The sequence below is a fragment of the Micromonospora sp. NPDC049139 genome (genome assembly GCF_055586845.1).
This window is the reverse complement of sequence record NZ_JBVJHK010000006.1, coordinates 191,382-209,463: the sequence shown is the minus strand read 5'-3', so window position 1 is coordinate 209,463 and position 18,082 is coordinate 191,382. Positions and strand designations below refer to the sequence as shown.

Here is an 18,082-nt window from a genome sequence, read left to right as displayed (position 1 = left end):
TTATCTCCCTCATCCTTACCGGTCGGGGCCGGCTCCGCCGCCCCGGGCCGCTATGTCCGCCGTCACGGCCGACCCGCCGCGCCGGCGCGCCGACCCGGGCGTCCGCGCCTACGATCGATGCCATGCCGCGGTACGCCCGATCGGAGCGCGAGGCGCTCGCCGACCTGATGCTCACGCTGGGACCGGACGCCCCGACGGTCAACGAGGGATGGACGACCCGCGACCTCGCCGCCCACCTGGTGCTGCGTGAGCGCCGCCCGGACGCCGCCGGCGGCATCCTGCTGCGACCCCTGCGCGGGTACGCCGAGCGGGTGCGCCGGCGCATCGCGGCGCGCCCCTGGCCCCGCCTGGTCGAGCAGGTGCGCCGGCCACCGGTGTGGAGCCCGGTCAGCAACCCGGTGACCGACGAGCTGGCCAACACGATGGAGTTCTTCATCCACCACGAGGACGTGCGCCGCGCCCGCCCGGGCTGGCTTCCGCGCGACCTGGCGGCCCGGCTCCAGGCGGCACTGTGGACGCGCGCCGCCGGGCTGGCCCGGCTGGCACTGCGTCGGTTCCCGGCCGACGTCTTCGTGCAGGCGCCGGGCTACGGCGCGCTCTCCGTCGGCCGGGGCGGCGAGCCCGTCCGCGTGGTCGGGGCGCCCGGCGAGCTGGTCCTGTTCCTCTCCGGCCGGCAGCGGGTGGCCCGGGTGCAGGTCGACGGGCCGACGGCGCTGGCCGACCGGCTGCGCAACGCCCACCTGGGCATGTAACGGACTGTACGGAAGTGGTCACGATCTCTCCGGCAGGCTGCCTCTACCCAACGACCGCCGCCGATCCCCTCTCCCGTACGCTGTCCCGCGCCGTCCCGCCCGGGGGCGGCGCGACAGGGGGCGCCATGCGGACCTTCGCGCTCTCGGCGCTGCGGGAACCCCCTTTTCCCGCGCGCCGGCACGACGCCACCGACCAGGTGGCACAGGAGAGCACCGAGTGGGTGCTCGGCCACGGCCTGATCGCTAACGGGCACCGGCTGCACCGGCTGCGCCGGGCCGACGCCGCCGGCCTCGCCGGTCGGGCCTGCCCGGAGGGGCCCGTCGACCGGCTGCGCCTGCTCGCCGACCTGATCTCCTGGCTGTTCGTGATGGACGACGCCTGCGACGAGGACGGCCTCGGCGACGGCCCCACCCGGCTGGCGCCGACGGTTGCCGCCATGCTGGACGTGCTGGACCGGCACGGCGACCCGGTGGCACCCGCCGGCGCCGCCGGCCCGCTGGGCGACGCGCTGGCCGACCTGTGCCGGCGCGTGCGCGCCGCCGGGACGCCGGCGGTGCTGCTGCGCTTCACCAGCCAGGTGCGGGAGTACCTGCTGGCGCTGCTCTGGGAGGCCGCGAACCGCGAGCACGGCCGGGTGCCGGAGCTGGCGGAGTACGTCCAGATGCGCCGGCACACCGGCGCGGTCCACCCCAGCTTCACCCTCACCGAACTGGCCGCCGGCGGTCGGCCAGGGGCGGCCGAACGCGCCGAGCCCGCGCTGGTCACGCTCGACCTGCTCGCCGCCGACCTGGTCTGCTGGTGCAACGACGTCTTCTCGTACGGCAAGGAGAACCTCGCCCAGCCGGACGGCCACAACCTGGTGGCCGTCATCGCCGCCGGGCGGACCGGCGGCGACGAGCCGTCGGCCCTCCGGGCGGCGGCCGACCGGTTCAACGAGTCCCTGGCGGCCTACCTGGCGACGGAGTCGGCGCTGCTGGCCGCCGGCGACGAGGGCCTGCGACCGGCGGTGTTCGCCCGCCGCAACTGGATCCGGGCCACCTACGACTGGTCGCTGCGGGCCGCCCGGTACGCCTGAGGGCGCCCCAGGTCCCGGGGACGTGGCCCAGCCGTGATCGACCGGGGCTGGCCGACGCCCGGGGTGCAGGCAATACTCTTCGGTAACGAATACTGACGTGACGACCGTCACGCCTCCACCCCCGAAGGCGGCTACAGCGATGGCTCTCGATGTACCGTACCGCTCCATCCCGGACATGTTCCTCAAGCGCGTGGCGGCGTCCCCCGACCGCGACGCCTTTGCCCACCCGGCCTCCGACGACTCGGGGCCGGTCTGGTTGACCTGGGCGCAGGTGGCCCGCCGCGCCAAGGCGGTCGCCGCCGGGCTGCACGGGCTCGGCGTCGGCCAGGAGGATCCGGTGGCGATTCTGGCCAACACCCGGCTCGAATGGGTGCTCGCCGACCTCGGCATCATGTGTGCCGGGGGCGCGACCACCACCGTCTACCCCACCACCGAGCCGGAGGACGCGACCTACATCATCGCCGACTCGGGCTCCCGGGTGCTGTTCGCCGAGAACCCGGCCCAGGCCGCCAAGATCGCCGGAGCCGACCTGCCGGCCCTGACCCACGTGGTGCTCTTCGACGGCGCGGCCGACCCGTCCGCCGCCGTCCCGCAGCTCACCCTCGCCGAGTTGGAGGAGCAGGGTGCCCGGGCGCTGGCCGCCGAGCCCGACCTGATCGAGATGCTGGTCGCCGGGATCGGCCCCGACCACCTGGCCACCCTGATCTACACCTCCGGCACCACCGGGCGCCCGAAGGGCGTCGAGCTGCTGCACGGCGGCTGGTGCTGGGAGGGCGTGGCGCAGGCCGAGCTGGGGCTGCTCCGCGACGACGACCTGCAGTACCTCTGGCTCCCGCTGTCCCACTCGTTCGGCAAGACGCTGCTCTGCGGGGTGATCCACGTGGGCCTGCCGACGTACGTCGACGGGCGGGTGGACAAGCTGGTCGAGCTGCTCGGGGTGGTGAAGCCGACGCTGATGTGCGGCGCGCCGCGGGTCTTCGAGAAGGTCTACAACAAGGCGGTCACCACGGCCCAGGACGCCGGCGGCGCGAAGGCGAAGATCTTCGCCTGGGGCGTGCGGGTCGGCAAGGAGAGGGTCGCCCTGGAGCAGGCCGGCAGGCCGGTCCCGACGGGGCTGAGGCTGAAGTACGCGGTGGCCGAGAAGCTGGTGTTCAGCAAGCTCCAGGCCCGCCTCGGCGGCCGGATCCGGGTGCTCGTCTCGGGCGCCGCACCGCTCAGCGCGGAGATCGCCACCTTCTTCGCCGCCGCCAACCTGCCGATCTCCGAGGGCTACGGCCTCACCGAGACCAGCGCCGGCAACTTCGTCAACCCGCCGGACGGGCTGCGGATCGGCACCGTCGGCAAGGCGTTGGGCGATCTGGAGTGCCGGATCGACACCGACGGCGAGATCCTCGTCCGCGGCCGGCCGGTCATGCGCGGCTACCACAACCTGCCCGAGGAGACCGCCGCCGCGTTCACCGAGGACGGCTACTTCCGCACCGGTGACATCGGCACGCTGGACGCCGAGGGCTACCTGAAGATCACCGACCGGAAGAAGGACCTGGTCAAGACCTCGGGCGGCAAGTACATCGCGCCCTCGCACATCGAGGGAATGTTCAAGGCGACCTGCCCGTACACCTCCCAGGCGGTGGTGATCGGCCAGGCCCGCAACTACTGCACGATGCTGGTCACGCTGGACCCGGACGCGATCAGGGGCTGGGCCGCCGGCACCCCGCTGGAGGGCCGCGACTACGCCGAGATCGTCGCCTCGCCCGAGGCGCAGGCCATGGTCGAGGGGTACGTCGCGGAGCTCAACACCAAGCTCAACCGCTGGGAGACGATCAAGAAGGTCGCCATCCTGCCACGCGACCTGACCATCGAGGACGGCGAGATCACCCCGTCACTCAAGATCAAGCGCAGTGGGGTGGAGAGCAACTTCGCCGCCGAGATCGAGAAGATGTACGCCGGCACGCTCGCCGAACTCTGAGCACGCCGCGTCGGCGGCCCGCCCGGCCAGGCGCGGGCCGCCGACCGTCACAGGTGGCGGCCCCGCCACCTCGTCTGCTCTGCCTCTGAGGGGTCAGCGGCCGGGCTCGGGCCCGGCGCCGTGCGCGGTCAGCGACGCGTCCCGCAGGGCTCGCCGGTCCTCGCCGAAGAGCCGCACCTCGGCCGCCACCATGCCGACGCAGACGACGGCGAGCACCGCGAGCGCGGCCAGCGCCGGCAGCCGGTCGGCCAGCGGCACGAGAGCGACCAGGAGAACCACCGTCACCGCCCGTGGCCAGTTCACCGAGCCCATGTTGCGCAGCCGGAAGCCCAGGTGCCCGAGCAGGTAGAGCACCACCCCGCCGTAGAGGGCGTAGAGGCCCAGGCCGTGCAGCGGGTCGGTGAGGTCGTGCGCGCTGCCGTCGCCCACGTACGACAGGACCTTCTTGAAGCCGAGCGCGAGCAGGATGATGCCGACCACCATCGGCAGGTGCAGGTACGTGTACGAGTCCCGGCCCAGCGCGGCGCGGGCCGCGCCCTCGGCCCGGTGCAGCACCTGCTCCGCCGCGATGGCCACCACGTCGAAGTACGCCCACCACAACGCGGCCGTCACGGTGATGGCCAGCACGGAGGCGACGATGATCGGCCAGGAGATCGGCAGGTGCGTGACGCCGACGCCGATGGCCACCAGCGACTCCCCCAGCGCCACGATGATGATCAGCCCGTGCCGCTCGGTCCAGTGCGCGGCCGAGAAGATCCGCCAGCCATCCGCGCCGATGGCCATGATCCCGCCGTAGTCCACGGCCAGCGCGAGCACCCACAGCGCCGTACGGATGGTGGAGGCCCGGGCCGGGTCGTCGGCGAGCTGCTGCGGCAGCAACGCGGCGGAGAAGAGCAGCAGCGCCCCGCCCAGCATGGGCAGCACCGCCCGCAGCAACTGCCGGCGCAGCCCCTCGTCGCCGCGCGCGGCGTGCCAGTAGATCACCAGGTGCAGCACCCGCACGACGAGGTAGCACGCGGCGAAGACCACCGGCCCGGAGAGCCCGCCGGGCAGGTCGTCGAAGGCCTCCGGGATGGTCACCGCGACCACGAACATGGCGGCCATGACCGCGAACAGGGCCACCCGGACCACGCCCTCGTCGGCCCGGACCGTGTTGCCGAGCCACGCGTAGCAGCACCAGCACCACCAGAGCAGGGCCAGCACCAGCAGGCCACGCAGCAACCCACGCCCGGTGAGGTCGTCGGCCATCAGGGCGGTCACCTGGGTGAGCGCGTAGACGAAGACCAGATCGAAGAAGAGTTCGAGCGGGGTCACGGTGGACCCCTCCCGCATGACCCGCATGCGCGGCGCGCGCCGCGTCGTACTACCAGTCGCCACGGCGCACAGTCTGGCAGCCGCCCGCGGTGGGGTGTCCCGGCGTCCCGGGGTCAGGCGATGACGGCCGGCTCCCGCCACTGCGGCCGGCCGCCGCGGTCCAGGTCGTACCGGACGGCGGCGATCCGCCCGACCGCCTCGACGAGGTCGGCGGCGGGCAGGGTGAACGGCAGCCGCAGGAAGCGCTCCAGCGTGCCGTCCAGGCCGAACCGGGGGCCGGGCGCCAGCCGTACGCCGACCTCCTCGCTGGCCCGGGCGAGCGCGCTGGAGATCGGGCCGTCGAGTTCGGCCCACAGGGTCACTCCGCCGTGCGGCACGGTGACCCGCCACTCGGGCAGGCGCTCGGCCAGCGCCGCCAGCAGCGCGTCGCGCTGGGCGGTGAGCTGCGCCCGGCGCGCGGCGACGATCGCCGGGGCGTCGGCGAGCAGGTGGACCGCGACCAGCTGGTCCAGCACCGGGCTGGCCATGTCGACGCCGACCCGGGCGGCGGCCAGCCGCTGCACCTGCGGGGCCGAGGCGCGGACCCAGCCGATCCGCAGGCCGCCCCAGAAGGGCTTGCTCATCCCGCCGATGGTGACCACCCGGGAGTGCCGGTCGAAGCTGGCGGTCGGCGGGGGCAGCACCGTCCCGTCCAGGGGCAGGTCGACGAAGGACTCGTCGACGACCAGGTCGGTGCCGACGGCGTGCGCGGTGCCGACCACCCGCTCGCGCAGCGACGCCGGCATCAGGTGGCCGGTCGGGTTCTGGAAGTCCGGGATCAGGTACGCCAGCTTGGGCCGGGCCTGGCGGAGGCTGCCGAGCAGCAGGTCGGCGTCCCACCCGGGCTCGTCGACGGCGAGGCCGTGGGTGGTGATCCGGGCTCGCCGGGCGGCCAGCGCGGCCAGCGCGTTGGGGTAGCTGGGCGCCTCGACCAGCACGTTGCCGCCCGGCGCGAGCGACAGGCGCAGCACCAGGTCCAGCGCGTGCTGGGTGCCGTTGGTGACCATGATCTGGTCGGGCGAGGTGGGCAGGCCACGCTCGGTGTACGCCCGGGCCACCGCCTCGCGCAGCTCGATGATCCCGGTCGGGTGGTAGCCGGCGCCGCCCAGGTAGCGCGGCAGGTCCTCGGCGGCGGCCCGGGCGGCCGGCAGCAACTCCGGCGGGGCGGCGAGCGCGGCCACCCCGAGGTCGATCATGTCCCGGTCGTCCAGCGGGGTCCACAGGCCGGTGCTCGCCACCCGGTGGGTGCCCGGGAGCATGGTCCAGCTGCCGGCACCGCGCCGGCTGGCCAGGTGGCCGCTCTCCCGCAGCTCCCGGTACGCGGCGGTGACGGTGGTCCGGCTGATCTTCAGAGCCTCGGCGAGCTCCCGCTCTGCCGGCAGCCGGACGCCCAGCGGCAGCCGGCCGTCGGCGAGCAGGCCCCGCACGGCACCGGCCAGGGCGGCGTAGTCGGGGCTGCGACGGCGGCCCGGAAGTGCATGCCACTGGCCGAGAAGCCGAGCCAATTGAGCACCCCGAACCTGACTCGTCATGGCCACCCCTCCGATATTGGCTCTTCCATCCCGCCAATTGGACCCTAGAGTGGCATGAGTGGCAGCGATTGGCAATCTCCGGCATCGTCCCGCGCGGCGGCTGACCCAGCTCTACGCGGGGCTCGTCCTCTACGGCGTGAGCATGGCCCTCATGATCAACTCCGGGCTGGGCCTCGACCCGTGGGACGTGTTCCACCAGGGCCTGGCCGAGCTGACCGGCCTCTCCTTCGGCACGGTCACCATCGCGGTGGGCGCGTTGGTGCTGCTGCTCTGGATCCCGCTGCGCCAGCGCCCCGGCCTCGGCACGGTGAGCAACGTCCTGGTGATCGGGCTGGTGGTTGACGCGACGCTGGCCCTGCTGCCGGCCGGCGGGCCACTCGGCGTACGGATCGGGCTGCTGGCGGCCGGCATCGTGGCCAACGGCGCGGCCACCGGCCTCTACATCGGCGCCCGCCTCGGCCCCGGCCCCCGCGACGGCCTGATGACCGGCTACGTCGCCCGGCGGCCCGGCCGGTCGATCCGGCTGGTCCGCACCGTCATCGAGGTCACGGTGCTGGCGCTCGGCTGGCTGCTCGGCGGGACGGTCGGCGTCGGCACGGTCGCCTACGCCCTCGCCATCGGCCCGCTGACCCAGGTCTTCCTGCCGCTGTTCACCGTCCCCGAGCCGGCGGAGGTCGCCCCGGGCCGCGTCGAACCGCTCCCCGCGACCTGACCGGTCCCACCGCAGCGCAGACGGCCACGAACCCCTGTTCCGGGACGCCGGCGCGGCGTCGGTGTTCCCTTCGGCCGCCACGCCCGGCAGAATCCTGGCATGGGGGAGAACGGTTGGCGCTGGACCGACGCCTGGATCTTCGTCTCGCTGGTGATCGCCAGCGGTGCCGGCCGGCACCGCCGGGCGGCGTCCAGCCGCCGGCCCGAGGGCGTGCGCCTCGCCGACGTGCTCTCCACCGCCGACCACCTCAACCAGGCGATCCCCGAGCGGCACGAGGTGGAGGTGGCGGTCCGCCGGCTCGTCGGGGCCGGGCTGGTCAGCGTCGCCGACGGCTGGTTCCGGATCACCGCCGACGGTGAGCGGCTCTGGCGCACCCGACCGAGCGCCGGGCTGGCCACGACGGTGGACACGGTGCAGGGCGTGCTCAGCCGGCGCCACACCCCGGTCAGCGCCGAGTGGCACCTCGACGAGGAGGAGCACGCCGCAGCCGTGCAGGAATACGTGGTGCGGTCGATCCCGGCACCCCGGCGCTCCCCGGAGAACCGGTCCCGCCCGGACTGACCCCGGCCGACGCCCCAGGCCTTCGGTCAGCGGACGGGGTGGCCTGCTCCGCGCAGCGCGTCCTTGACCTCGGCGACGGTCAGCTCCCCGAAGTGGAAGACGCTGGCGGCGAGCACCGCGTCCGCGCCGGCGCCGACCGCCGGCGCGAAGTGCGCCACCTCGCCCGCGCCACCGCTGGCCACCACCGGCACGTCGACCACCCGGCGCACCGCGCCGATGAGTTCGAGGTCGAAGCCGGCCTTGGTGCCGTCGGCGTCCATCGAGTTGAGCAGGATCTCCCCCGCGCCCAGCTCGGCGCCCCGCCGGGCCCACCCGACCGCGTCCAGCCCCGTGCCGCGCCGGCCGCCGTGGGTGGTCACCTCGAAGCCGCTGGGCGTGGTGCCGGCCGGCGCGCGCCGCACGTCGAGCGAGAGCACCAGCACCTGCCTGCCGAACCGGTCGGCGATCTCGGCGATCAGCTCGGGGCGGGCGATCGCGGCGGTGTTCACCCCGACCTTGTCCGCGCCGGCCCGCAGCAGGGTGTCGACGTCGGCGACCTGCCGGATGCCGCCGCCGACGGTCAGCGGGATGAAGACCGACTCCGCGGTGCGGCGGACCACGTCGAGCATGGTGCCGCGGTCGCTGGAGGAGGCGGTGACGTCGAGGAAGGTCAGCTCGTCCGCGCCGGCCCGGTCGTACGCCGCGGCCAGCTCCACCGGGTCGCCGGCGTCGCGCAGGTCGAGGAAGTTGACCCCCTTGACCACCCGCCCGGCGTCCACGTCCAGACACGGGATCACGCGTACCGCCACCGTCATGCCGCGAGCCTATCCTTCCCGGTGACGGCGCTGACCGGCCCTGTGAGGCCGACCACCGCCGCAGACACGGGTTCCCTGCCCCAGCGGAGGCGTCCGGAGGTGCCCGTCCGCACGCCCGGACGAGCATCCGCCCACCCGCTCAGAGCCGTCCCGCCACGGTGCGGGCCACCCGCTCCAGCGGCGCGCGGTTCTCCGCCGGGTCGTTGAGCCGCACCAGGCGCACCGACGCCCAGACCCCCGACCGGTGCACGAAGACGGCCTCGTGGCTCGCGTACGCCTCGTCGCCGACCCCGGCCAGCGGCCGCAGCTCGTGGCCGAGGTCCCGCTCGATGTCCAGGAACTTCCTCGCGCCCTCGCCCACGAAGATCTCCACCTGGGCCGTCGGCCCGCTGGTCGGCCCGGTGTAGGTGCAGGTCTCGCGCACCGGCTGGCCCTCCTCCAGCGGGGTGCCGGCGAGCTGTTCGGCCTCCCGCCGGGACACGAGCGCGCACGGGTCCGGGGCCGACGCCGCCGGCGTCGGGGAGGGCTCGGCGGCCGTGGTCCCGGTGACCACCGCCTCCCGGGTCGCCTCGACACCGGCGACGGGCGGGGTCTCCTCCGTACCCCCGCAGCCGGCCACCGGCCCGGCCGTTGCGAGCAGCCCGGCCAGCAGCAGCACGGACCGCCGGTGACGACGGATCTGCTCCACCTCGACGTACCTCCTCATGACGGTCGGAGCCGGTCACGGTCGACCAGCGCCAGCGCCACGTCGTCGGCCGGGATCCGCAGCGCGCCCCGCAGCCGGGTGACGCCGGTGCTCAGCGCGCCGACCGGCACGTCGGCGCACTCCCCCGGAACGCGGTCGTAGCGTTCGAGGACGAAGAGTCGAGTGGCCATGCGTCGACGCTAGGCCCGCCCGACGCCGGGGTAATCGGGTGTTTCCCTACCCTTCGCCGTCGGCCGCGCGGGCCATCGCGGCACCGAGTTCGGCACGGCTGGCGACCCCGAGCTTGCGATAGATCCGCGCGAGGTTGGCCTCGACCGTCTTCGGGCTGATGAACAGCGTGTCGGCGATGACGCGGTTGGTGCGGCCGGCGGCAGCGAGCCGGGCCACCTCGCGTTCCGTGCCGGTGAGCTGGCGGGGCGCGGGCGGGCGGCCCCCGGTGCGGCCCGCCTCCGCGCGGGCCCGGGCCGCCAGGGCGACCGCCCCGAGGGCCTCGAACTCGGCAGCCGCCGCGACCAGCGCCTCCCGCGCCTCGCGGCGGCGCCGCACCCGCCGGTACGCGACCCCGGCCACCAGCAGGCAACGGGCCCGGTCCAGGGGCAGCACGTCGGCGGGCACCGCGGCCCGGGCGGCGGCCAGCTCCGCCAGGGCGTCCGACGGGTCCCGGCCCCGCGCGCCGGCGAGCAGGGCCCGACTACGGGCCAGGCCCAGCCTGGTCCACGGCCGCGGCAGCCGCCGGTGCCGGGCGGCCAGCCGGTCCAGCACCGCCTCGGCGGTGGCCAGGTCACCCGCGCCGACGCAGGCCTCCAGCCAGTCCGGCTCGAAGCGCTGGGCGATCGGCTCGACCAGGCCCAGTTCGTCGACGGTCGCGGCCAGCTCGCCGTAGTGCCGGGCGGCCGCCGGCAGCCGGCCACCGGTCAGCGCGGCGAAGCCGGCCAGCTGGGCGTAGATCCGCCGCCGCCAACGGTCGTCCAGCTCGGCGGCCCGGCGCAGCCCGTCCTCGGCGACGCGGGCGGCCTCGGCCAGCTCGCCCCGGTACGCGCGGAGCAGCCCGTCCAGCCAGCGTTCGCCGGCCGAGTCGCCGCCGTACTGCTCGCCCAGTTCGCGGGCGGCGGCGATGTGCGCCGCGGCGGCCGGATACCGCCCGGCGAGCAGCTCGGTCTCCCCCAGGTGGCAGAGGAGCTCGTGCTGGGAGGGCTCGTCGCCGCGGGCGGCGGCCCGCGCCAGCATCCGGTGCAGCCGGTCGCGGGCCCGCCCGTGCTCGTCCACCGCCTTCCACCAGGCAGCCGGCACGATGCCCGCCAGCCAGGACGGTTCCTCCCCCTCCAGCGCCAGCCCCCGGTCCAGCAGGTCGACGCGGGCCGGCAGCCCGGCGCGCACCTCGTTGAAGAAGAGCAGCAGCAGCGCCGCGGCGTGCACCGGGCGGTCGGCCGGGCGGTCGGCCAGCAGGGCGACCGCCGCCTCCGCGTGCCGCCGGGCCGGGTCCGGCGCGTCCCGGAACAGGCTGAGATGCGCGTGGATCCGCCCCGCCAGCGACGAGCCGGCCGGGGCGGCGTCGAGCGCCCGGTCGGCCGCCGCCCGAACCACCTCCGGCGGCTCGTCGGAACTCCACGCGACGACCGCCCGCAGCAGCAGCGCCTCGGCGCGCGCCGGCCCGGTCAGCTCCTCGGCCGCGCGGTCGGCAGCCGCCTTCGCGGCCGGGTAGTCGCCGCTGTCGAACCGGCACTCCGCGGCGGCCAGTCGCCACCGCGTGTGCCCGCCGGGCGCGCCCGGCGGGGCGAGCCGGGCCGCGCTGTCGTACAGCCCGGCCGCCGTCTCCGGCGCCCCCCGGCTGCGCTGGCGCGCGGCGGCCGCCGCGATCTCGGCCGCCGCCGCCGGGTCGGGGCCGGCGACGCACCGGGCCAGCTGCCGGGCCCGCTCGTCCGGGTCGGTCGCGGTGTCGGCCAGCAGCCGGTGCGACCGGCGGCGCACCCCCGGCGGCACGTCGTCGCGGACGGCGGCCGCGTAGACGGGGTGGGTGAACACGACCTCCTCCCCGCGCACCGCGACCAGGCCGGCCTCCTCGGCCGGGTCGAGGGCGGCCGGCGGGACCCCGGCCCGGGCCAGCCCCGCCACGGTGGGCAGGCCGGAGAGGGCGACCAGCCGGATCGCGTGCCGGGTGTCCGGCGGCAGGGCGGCCACCCGCTCGGCGACGAGCTGCCGCAGCGACGGCGCGGCCGGCAGGTCGGCACCGGGCGCCGGCAGCTGCGGCATCCGGAGGACCGCCCGGGCCAACTCGATGGCGAGCAGCGGATTACCCCCGGCCGTCTCGGCGATCCGCACCAGCAGGGGCCGGGGCAGCGCCGTCCCGGTCTCGGTGCGCAGCACGTGGTGCAGCGCCCCCACGCCGAGCGGGCCGAGGGCCACCCGGTCGAGCCCGGCGCCGCGGTCGAGCCCGAGCGGGCCGAGGGCCACCCGGTCGAGTCCGGCGCCGCGGTCGAGCCCGAGCGGGGCCGGCTCCGTCCCGGCGGGTGCGGCGCGGGCGGTGACCAGTACGGCGACCCGGGGCACCAGCCGGCGCACCGCGAACCGCAGCGCGCGCTCGCTCGGCGGGTCGAGCCACGGGGCGTCGTCGACGGCCAGCAGCAGCCGGGGCGCGGCCGGGTCGGCGGCGGCGTCCAGCAGCGACCGGGTGGCCGCGCCCACCGTCCGCTCGTCGACCGGCTGCGCCACCTCGTCGCCGGCGAGCAGCACCCCGCCCAGCGCCGCGCGCTGCGGCGCGGGCAGCTCGGGCACCCGGGCGGCGAGCGGGGCCAGCAGGTCGGCGAGCGCCGCGAACGGCAGCGCCGCCTCCGTCTCCGTCGGCGCGCAGGCCAGCACCAGCCAGCCGGCCCGGCCGGCCGCGGCCAGCAGCGCCCGGTGCACGACCGTCTTGCCGATCCCGGCGGGGCCCTCCACCAGCACCGACCGGCCCTCGTCCAGGGCCCGCCAGGCGCGGTCGATTACCGCGTCCCGACCGACGGCCGCCCCGTTCACCGGGTCAGTCTGGCACCGGCGGGCCGGGTCGGTCGAGGACCGGACGGCGGGTCGCGCCCGGCCGTCCGGAGCGGGATGCCGCGGCGGCGCTCAGCGGTCGCCGAGGTACGCCTCCACCTCCACCTCGACGAGGTGGTCCGGATCCAGCAGGCCGGCGACCACCACCATCGTGGCGGCCGGGCGGACCGCTCCGAAGACCGCGTTGTGGGCTCGGCCCACCTCGTCGGCGTACGCGCGGTCGGTGACGTACATCCGGGTGCGGACCACGTCGCCGGGCGCCGCGCCGACCTCGGCGAGCGCGTCCAGGGCGATCCGCAGGGCCTGCGCGGTCTGCGCCGCCGCGTCCCCGACGTGGGTGACCACGCCGTCCACGGTGGAGGTGCACCCGGCGGTCCAGGCCAGGTCGCCGGCCCGGACCACCCGGGAGTAGCCGTACACGGCCTCCCAGGGGCCGCCGGAGCCGAGCCGGGTGGCGGTCACGCCGCGGCCAGGGTGTCCAACGCCTGCGCGACGGTGAACGCGCCCGCGTAGAGCGCCTTGCCGGCGATCACGCCCTCCACGCCGATCGGCTCCAGGGTGGCCAGCGCCCGCAGGTCGTCCAGGGTGGAGACGCCACCGGAGGCGATCACCGGGGCGTCCGTGCGCGCGCAGACCTCGCGCAGCAGGTCCAGGTTCGGCCCGCGCATGGTGCCGTCCTTGGTGATGTCGGTGACCACGTACCGCGCCGCGCCGGCCTTGTCCAGCCGCTCCAGCACCTCGTAGAGGTCGCCGCCGTCGCGGGTCCAGCCCCGGGCGGAGAGGGTACGGCCCCGCACGTCGAGCCCGATCGCCACCCGGTCGCCGTACTCGCCGCAGATCCGGTCGCACCAGACCGGGTCCTCCAGGGCCGCGGTGCCGATGTTCACCCGGGCCGCGCCGGTACCGAGCGCGGCCTGCAACGACTCGTCGTCCCGGATGCCGCCGGAAAGCTCCACCTTCACGTCGAGCTGGCGCACCACCTCGGCCAGCAGGTGTGCGTTGGAACCCCGCCCGAACGCCGCGTCGAGATCGACCAGGTGGATCCACTCGGCACCGTCCCGCTGCCAGGCCAGCGCGGCCTCCAGTGGGTCGCCGTACGTCGTCTCGCTGCCGGCGGCGCCCTGCACGAGCCGGACGGCCTGGCCGTCGGCGACGTCCACGGCGGGCAACAGGGTGAGGCTCACGATTCTTCTCCTCGGGTCAGGTGCGACGGTCCAGGGCGATCACCACGATCGCCGGCAGTACGAGCAGCAACAGCACGACCAGCGCGATCCGTAGCGCCAGGTCGTCCACGAGCGACCAGATCAGGACCATCGCCGCCAGGGTCAGCAGCACGATCGCGGCCCGCTCGCCGCGGCTGTGCCGGGGCAGCCGGCCGGTACGCCGCCGGCGCAGCGCGGGCGTGATCCGGCGGACCAGCGCCCGCCGGCGCTCCCGCCGGGCCGCCCGCCGTTCCCGGACGACCCGTTCCCGGGCCGCCTCGGCCTCCCGGGCCGCCCGGCGACGGGCCCGCTCCTTGCTCACGGCGTGCCCCGCCGGCGGACGGAGGCGGACGGGCGCTCAGTCACCGGTCGACAGCGTGGCGAGCCAGTTGCCCAGCAGCGCGGCACCGGTGTCGGCGGACTTCTCCGGGTGGAACTGCGCCGCGCACAGCGCACCCCGCTCCACGGCCGCCACGAAGTCCGTCTCGTGGTGGGCGGTGGTGACCGTGGCGCCGGCGGCGGCCAGCGCCCCCGGGTCGCCGACGGCGTACGAGTGCACGAAGTAGAACCGGCTGTCGGCGGGCAGCCCGGCGAAGAGCACCGACCCGGCCGGCGCCGACACCGTGTTCCAGCCCATGTGCGGCAGGCGGTCGGCGGCCAGCCTCGTCACCCCGCCGGGGAGCAGCCCGAGGCCCTTCGTCACCACGCCGTGCTCGTCGCCGTGCTCGAAGAGCACCTGCATGCCGACGCAGATGCCCAGCACCGGACGCCCGGCGGCGACGCGCTCCGCGATCACCGGCCCGGCGCCGAGCGCCTCGATGCCGGCCATGCAGGCGGCGAACGCGCCCACGCCCGGCACCACCAGGCCGTCCGCCTCGGCGGCGGCGGTCAGGTCGTCGGTCACCGTCACGTCCGCGCCGGCGCGGGCCAGGGCCCGCTCCGCCGAGCACAGGTTGCCCGACCCGTAGTCGAGCACCACCACGTTGCTCATGCCGCCACCTCGCTTCGCTCGGTGGCGGCATGAGGCACCACGGCGCCGCACTGATGACTCGCTCGCTGACGCTCGCTCATGCCGCCACCGAGCCGCCGGCTCACGAGCCGTCCCCGGGCAGCAGCCAGAGCACGCCGCCGGCCGTGGCCAGCACGGCGAGCAGCGCGGTCACGACCACCGCGCCACGTGGTGCGCCCTGCTTGTGCAGCGACCAGGTGCCGCCCACCAGCACACCGGCCAGGATCAGCAGCAACGTCGGCAGGACCCCGCCCATCAGCTCCGCCCTCCGTCCGCGGCTGCGGGACTCCGCCGTGCCGCCCTCCTCGCGCCCATCAGAGAGCACCCTTCGTGCTGGGGATCGCGCCCGCCGCGCGCGGGTCGATCGCGGTGGCCTCGCGCAGCGCGCGCGAGACGGCCTTGAACTGCGCCTCCACCACGTGGTGGGCGTCCGGGTGCCCGCCGGGGCGGGCCGCTCGCAGCACGTCCACGTGCAGGGTGATCCGGGCCGCCTGGCCGAAGGACTCCCAGATGTGCCGGGTCATGCTGGTCGGGTAGACCGGCCCGATGTACGGCGCGAGCGCCGGCTCGTCGTGCACCACGTACGGGCGGCCGGAGAGGTCGACCGCGGCCCGGACGAGGACCTCGTCCATCGGGACGGTGGCGGAGCCGTACCGCCGGATGCCGGCCTTGTCGCCCAGCGCCTGGTCGAACGCGGCGCCCAGGGCGAGCGCGGTGTCCTCCATCGTGTGGTGGGCGTCGATCTCCAGGTCGCCGACGGTGCGCACCGTCAGGTCGAAGCCGCCGTGCCGGGCGATCTGGTGCAGCATGTGGTCGTAGAAGCCGACCCCGGTGCCGATCTCGGCCCGGCCGGTGCCGTCGAGGTCGATCTCGACGAGGACCTTGGTCTCCTTGGTGATCCGCTCCACCCGGGCGGTCCGGCTCATTGCTTGCCTTTCGGTCGCGACTGCGGGGCTGGCGAGCTCGTTCCTCGCGCTCCCACTAGATCTTCTCCATGGCGGCGAGGAAGGCGTCGGTCTCGGCGGGGGTGCCGGCGGTGACCCGCAGCCAGCCGGGCAGGCCGACGTCGCGGACCAGCACGCCGGCGTCGAGCAGGGTGCGCCAGGCGACGGCCTGGTCGCCCCCGACCTCGAACAGCACGAAGTTGGCGTCGCTGTCCGCGACCCACAGCCCCCGGCCGCGCAACTCCGCCACGATCCGGTCGCGCTGCTGCATGATCGCGGCCACCGTGCCGAGCAGGGCGTCGCGGTGTGCCAGCGCCGCCCGGGCCGCGGCCTGGGTCAGCGCCGAGAGGTGGTAAGGCAGCCGGACCAGCTGCACCGCCGCCACCACCGCCGGGTCGGCGGCCAGGTAGCCCAGCCGGCCGCCGGCGAACCCGAACGCCTTGCTCATCGTCCGGGTCACCACCAGCCGCGGGTGCCCGGGCAGCACCGCCAGCGCGCTGACCGTGCCGGGGCGGGCGAACTCGGCGTACGCCTCGTCGACGACGACCATGCCGGGCGCGACGTCCAGCACGGCGGCGACCACGGCCGGGTCGAGCGCCGTGCCGGTCGGGTTGTTCGGCGAGCAGAGGAAGACCACGTCCGGGGCGTGCGCGCGGACCTGGGCGACCGCCTCGTCGGCGGTCAGCCCGAAGTCGACGCCGCGCCGGGCCGGCACCCACCGCGTGCCGGTGCCGAGCGCCAGCAGCGGGTGCATCGAGTACGCCGGGGTGAAGCCGAGCGCGGTGCGCCCCGGCCCGCCGAACGCCTGGAGCAGCTGCTGCTGGATCTCGTTGGAGCCGTTGGCCGCCCACACCTGCTCGACGGTGAGCCCGTGGCCCAGGTAGCCGGCGAGGTCGGCGCGCAGCGCCACGGCGTCGCGGTCCGGGTAGCGGTTGAGGTCGCGCAGCTCCGCCGCGAGGGCCTTGCCGATGGCGTCCACCACCGGCTCGGGCACCGGGTAGGAGTTCTCGTTGGTGTTCAGCCGCACCGCGACGTCGAGCTGCGGCGCCCCGTACGGCGTGAGCCCGCGCAGGTCGTCCCGGATCGGCAGGTCGTCGAGCCCGCTCACGACGCCGTCCCCGGGAAGCGCACGCTGACCGCCTGCCCGTGCGCGGGCAGGTCCTCCACTCCGGCGAGGGTGACCACGTGCGGGGCCACCTCGCGCAGCGCCTCCTGCGAATACTCCACGAGGTGGATGCCGCGCAGGAAGGACTGCACGGAGAGCCCGGAGGAGTGCCGGGCGCAGCCGCCGGTGGGCAGCACGTGGTTGGAGCCGGCGCAGTAGTCGCCGAGCGACACCGGCGACCAGGCGCCGACGAAGATCGCCCCGGCGTTGCGCACGCGCAGCGCCCACTCGCGGGCGTCCCGGGTCTGGATCTCCAGGTGCTCGGCCGCGTAGGCGTCGACCACCCGCAGCCCGGCGTCGAGGTCGTCGACCAGGACGACGCCGCTCTGCTCGCCGGTCAGCGCGGTGGTGACCCGCTCGGCGTGCTTGGTGGCCGGCACCTGCCGGGCCAGCTCCCGCTCGACCGCGTCGACCAGCGCGACCGACGGGGTGACCAGCACGCTGGCGGCGAGGGGGTCGTGCTCGGCCTGGCTGATCAGGTCGGCCGCGACGTGCGCCGGGTCGGCGGTGTCGTCGGCCAGGATGGCGATCTCGGTCGGGCCGGCCTCGGCGTCGATGCCGACGACGCCGCGCAGCAGCCGCTTGGCGGCGGTCACCCAGATGTTGCCCGGGCCGGTGATCATGTCGACGGGGTCGCAGTGCGCGCTGCCCCCGGCGTCGACGGCCGCCCCGTACGCGAGCATCGCGACGGCCTGGGCGCCGCCGACGGCGTAGACCTCGTCGACGCCGAGCAGGGCGCACGCGGCGAGCACCCGGGGATCGGGCAGGCCGCCGTTGTCCTTCTGCGGCGGGCTGACCACGACCAGGGAGCGGACCCCGGCCGCCTGGGCCGGCACCACGTTCATCACCACGGTCGACGGGTACATCGCCAGGCCGCCGGGGACGTAGAGGCCGACCCGGTCGACCGGCACCCAGCGCTCGGTCACCGTGCCGCCCGGCACCACCTGGGTGGTGTGGTCGGTGCGCCGCTGGTCGGCGTGCACCTTGCGGGCCCGCGTGATCGACTCCAGGAGCGCGGCACGCACCCCGGGGTCGAGGGTCCCCTCCGCCTCGGCGATCGCCTCGACGGGCACCCGCAGCACCTCGGGCGAGACCCCGTCGAAGCGCTCGCTGGCCTCCCGGATCGCCGGGTAGCCATGCTCCCGGACCGCCTCCACGAGCGGGCGGATCCTCTCGACGGCCACGGAGACGTCGAGCTGGGCACGGGGCAGCAGGCGGCGCGGGTCGCGGACGCCGCCGCGCAGGTCGATCCGGTTCAACACCCTTGCGAGTCTAGGCGG

At 75.7% G+C, this 18,082-nt stretch carries 19 protein-coding genes; 5 read left to right on the top strand and 14 right to left on the bottom strand.

Annotation, left to right across the window (positions count from 1 at the left end):
* Positions 1–122 precede the first annotated feature (122 nt).
* From ACZ6Q9_RS14225 to ACZ6Q9_RS14215, 3 genes are all read left to right on the top strand, one after another.
* Complete coding sequence (locus ACZ6Q9_RS14225; RefSeq protein ID WP_357701640.1) at positions 123–752, top strand: TIGR03085 family metal-binding protein; 630 nt, start codon at positions 123–125, stop codon at positions 750–752.
* A 125-nt stretch (positions 753–877) separates the two neighbouring features.
* Positions 878–1,828 carry a terpene synthase family protein gene (locus ACZ6Q9_RS14220; RefSeq protein WP_393262695.1) on the top strand — a complete coding sequence of 317 codons (951 nt, stop codon included), beginning with the start codon at positions 878–880 and terminating at the stop codon, positions 1,826–1,828.
* A gap of 139 nt (positions 1,829–1,967) precedes the next feature.
* The gene (locus ACZ6Q9_RS14215; RefSeq protein ID WP_396827426.1) at positions 1,968–3,794 is read left to right on the top strand and encodes an AMP-dependent synthetase/ligase; all 1,827 of its coding nucleotides are present in this window, start codon (positions 1,968–1,970) and stop codon (positions 3,792–3,794) included.
* Between the two features lie 93 nt (positions 3,795–3,887).
* On the opposite strand, the gene ACZ6Q9_RS14210 is transcribed toward ACZ6Q9_RS14215, so the two are convergent.
* Together ACZ6Q9_RS14210 and yczR are read right to left on the bottom strand one after the other, a co-directional pair.
* Complete coding sequence (locus ACZ6Q9_RS14210) at positions 3,888–5,171, bottom strand: low temperature requirement protein A (RefSeq protein WP_396827427.1); 1,284 nt, start codon at positions 5,169–5,171, stop codon at positions 3,888–3,890.
* Positions 5,172–5,221: 50 nt separating this feature from the next.
* Positions 5,222–6,679 carry a MocR-like transcription factor YczR gene (gene yczR / locus ACZ6Q9_RS14205; protein WP_396827429.1) on the bottom strand — a complete coding sequence of 486 codons (1,458 nt, stop codon included), beginning with the start codon at positions 6,677–6,679 and terminating at the stop codon, positions 5,222–5,224.
* A 58-nt stretch (positions 6,680–6,737) separates the two neighbouring features.
* Between yczR and yczE the strand changes: the two genes are divergently transcribed.
* Together yczE and ACZ6Q9_RS14195 are read left to right on the top strand one after the other, a co-directional pair.
* Positions 6,738–7,391 (top strand): membrane protein YczE, encoded by a 654-nt coding sequence (gene yczE / locus ACZ6Q9_RS14200; RefSeq protein ID WP_393262703.1) that lies wholly within the window; start codon positions 6,738–6,740, stop codon positions 7,389–7,391.
* A 99-nt stretch (positions 7,392–7,490) separates the two neighbouring features.
* The gene (locus tag ACZ6Q9_RS14195) at positions 7,491–7,952 is read left to right on the top strand and encodes a hypothetical protein (RefSeq protein WP_393262706.1); all 462 of its coding nucleotides are present in this window, start codon (positions 7,491–7,493) and stop codon (positions 7,950–7,952) included.
* 26 nt (positions 7,953–7,978) lie between these two features.
* On the opposite strand, the gene hisF is transcribed toward ACZ6Q9_RS14195, so the two are convergent.
* From hisF to hisD, 12 genes are all read right to left on the bottom strand, one after another.
* Positions 7,979–8,746, bottom strand: coding sequence for an imidazole glycerol phosphate synthase subunit HisF (hisF, locus tag ACZ6Q9_RS14190; protein ID WP_393262708.1), 768 nt, complete (start codon positions 8,744–8,746; stop codon positions 7,979–7,981).
* A 139-nt stretch (positions 8,747–8,885) separates the two neighbouring features.
* Positions 8,886–9,452 (bottom strand): hypothetical protein, encoded by a 567-nt coding sequence (locus ACZ6Q9_RS14185; RefSeq protein ID WP_396827432.1) that lies wholly within the window; start codon positions 9,450–9,452, stop codon positions 8,886–8,888.
* Complete coding sequence (locus tag ACZ6Q9_RS14180) at positions 9,449–9,622, bottom strand: hypothetical protein (RefSeq protein WP_393454772.1); 174 nt, start codon at positions 9,620–9,622, stop codon at positions 9,449–9,451. The genes ACZ6Q9_RS14185 and ACZ6Q9_RS14180 overlap by 4 nt, the downstream gene beginning before the upstream one ends.
* A gap of 46 nt (positions 9,623–9,668) precedes the next feature.
* The gene (locus tag ACZ6Q9_RS14175) at positions 9,669–12,464 is read right to left on the bottom strand and encodes an AAA family ATPase (RefSeq protein ID WP_396827434.1); all 2,796 of its coding nucleotides are present in this window, start codon (positions 12,462–12,464) and stop codon (positions 9,669–9,671) included.
* Positions 12,465–12,554: 90 nt separating this feature from the next.
* On the bottom strand, positions 12,555–12,944 hold the full coding sequence (locus ACZ6Q9_RS14170) for a RidA family protein (RefSeq protein ID WP_357693332.1): 390 nt from the start codon (positions 12,942–12,944) through the stop codon (positions 12,555–12,557).
* Entirely contained in the window at positions 12,941–13,666 is a 726-nt protein-coding gene (priA, locus tag ACZ6Q9_RS14165; protein ID WP_350709329.1) for a bifunctional 1-(5-phosphoribosyl)-5-((5-phosphoribosylamino)methylideneamino)imidazole-4-carboxamide isomerase/phosphoribosylanthranilate isomerase PriA, read from the bottom strand. Before priA ends, ACZ6Q9_RS14170 begins: the two co-directional genes overlap by 4 nt.
* Before the next feature lie 16 nt (positions 13,667–13,682).
* Entirely contained in the window at positions 13,683–14,006 is a 324-nt protein-coding gene (locus ACZ6Q9_RS14160; RefSeq protein ID WP_357693329.1) for a hypothetical protein, read from the bottom strand.
* A gap of 36 nt (positions 14,007–14,042) precedes the next feature.
* Positions 14,043–14,675: an imidazole glycerol phosphate synthase subunit HisH gene (gene hisH, locus ACZ6Q9_RS14155; RefSeq protein WP_396827437.1), complete on the bottom strand. Its 633-nt coding sequence runs from the start codon at positions 14,673–14,675 to the stop codon at positions 14,043–14,045.
* Between the two features lie 100 nt (positions 14,676–14,775).
* Positions 14,776–14,949 (bottom strand): hypothetical protein, encoded by a 174-nt coding sequence (locus tag ACZ6Q9_RS14150; RefSeq protein ID WP_350709335.1) that lies wholly within the window; start codon positions 14,947–14,949, stop codon positions 14,776–14,778.
* A gap of 58 nt (positions 14,950–15,007) precedes the next feature.
* A complete protein-coding gene (hisB, locus tag ACZ6Q9_RS14145) occupies positions 15,008–15,619 on the bottom strand; it encodes an imidazoleglycerol-phosphate dehydratase HisB (RefSeq protein ID WP_088999256.1) in 612 nt (203 codons plus the stop codon).
* 55 nt (positions 15,620–15,674) lie between these two features.
* Positions 15,675–16,745: a histidinol-phosphate transaminase gene (locus ACZ6Q9_RS14140; protein WP_396827439.1), complete on the bottom strand. Its 1,071-nt coding sequence runs from the start codon at positions 16,743–16,745 to the stop codon at positions 15,675–15,677.
* Positions 16,742–18,064 carry a histidinol dehydrogenase gene (hisD, locus tag ACZ6Q9_RS14135; RefSeq protein WP_393454766.1) on the bottom strand — a complete coding sequence of 441 codons (1,323 nt, stop codon included), beginning with the start codon at positions 18,062–18,064 and terminating at the stop codon, positions 16,742–16,744. The genes ACZ6Q9_RS14140 and hisD overlap by 4 nt, the downstream gene beginning before the upstream one ends.
* Positions 18,065–18,082: the final 18 nt, after the last annotated feature.

What these genes read in the sequence shown, in the direction of transcription:
- ACZ6Q9_RS14225 (WP_357701640.1), top strand. Translation starts at nt 123, where the DNA reads ATGCCGCGGTACGCCCGATCGGAGCGCGAGGCGCTCGCCGACCTGATG.
- ACZ6Q9_RS14220 (WP_393262695.1), top strand. Translation starts at nt 878, where the DNA reads ATGCGGACCTTCGCGCTCTCGGCGCTGCGGGAACCCCCTTTTCCCGCG.
- ACZ6Q9_RS14215 (WP_396827426.1), top strand. Translation starts at nt 1,968, where the DNA reads ATGGCTCTCGATGTACCGTACCGCTCCATCCCGGACATGTTCCTCAAG.
- yczR (WP_396827429.1), bottom strand. Translation starts at nt 6,679, where the DNA reads ATGACGAGTCAGGTTCGGGGTGCTCAATTGGCTCGGCTTCTCGGCCAG.
- ACZ6Q9_RS14195 (WP_393262706.1), top strand. Translation starts at nt 7,491, where the DNA reads ATGGGGGAGAACGGTTGGCGCTGGACCGACGCCTGGATCTTCGTCTCG.
- hisF (WP_393262708.1), bottom strand. Translation starts at nt 8,746, where the DNA reads ATGACGGTGGCGGTACGCGTGATCCCGTGTCTGGACGTGGACGCCGGG.
- ACZ6Q9_RS14185 (WP_396827432.1), bottom strand. Translation starts at nt 9,452, where the DNA reads ATGAGGAGGTACGTCGAGGTGGAGCAGATCCGTCGTCACCGGCGGTCC.
- ACZ6Q9_RS14180 (WP_393454772.1), bottom strand. Translation starts at nt 9,622, where the DNA reads ATGGCCACTCGACTCTTCGTCCTCGAACGCTACGACCGCGTTCCGGGG.
- hisH (WP_396827437.1), bottom strand. Translation starts at nt 14,675, where the DNA reads ATGAGCAACGTGGTGGTGCTCGACTACGGGTCGGGCAACCTGTGCTCG.
- ACZ6Q9_RS14150 (WP_350709335.1), bottom strand. Translation starts at nt 14,949, where the DNA reads ATGGGCGGGGTCCTGCCGACGTTGCTGCTGATCCTGGCCGGTGTGCTG.
- hisB (WP_088999256.1), bottom strand. Translation starts at nt 15,619, where the DNA reads ATGAGCCGGACCGCCCGGGTGGAGCGGATCACCAAGGAGACCAAGGTC.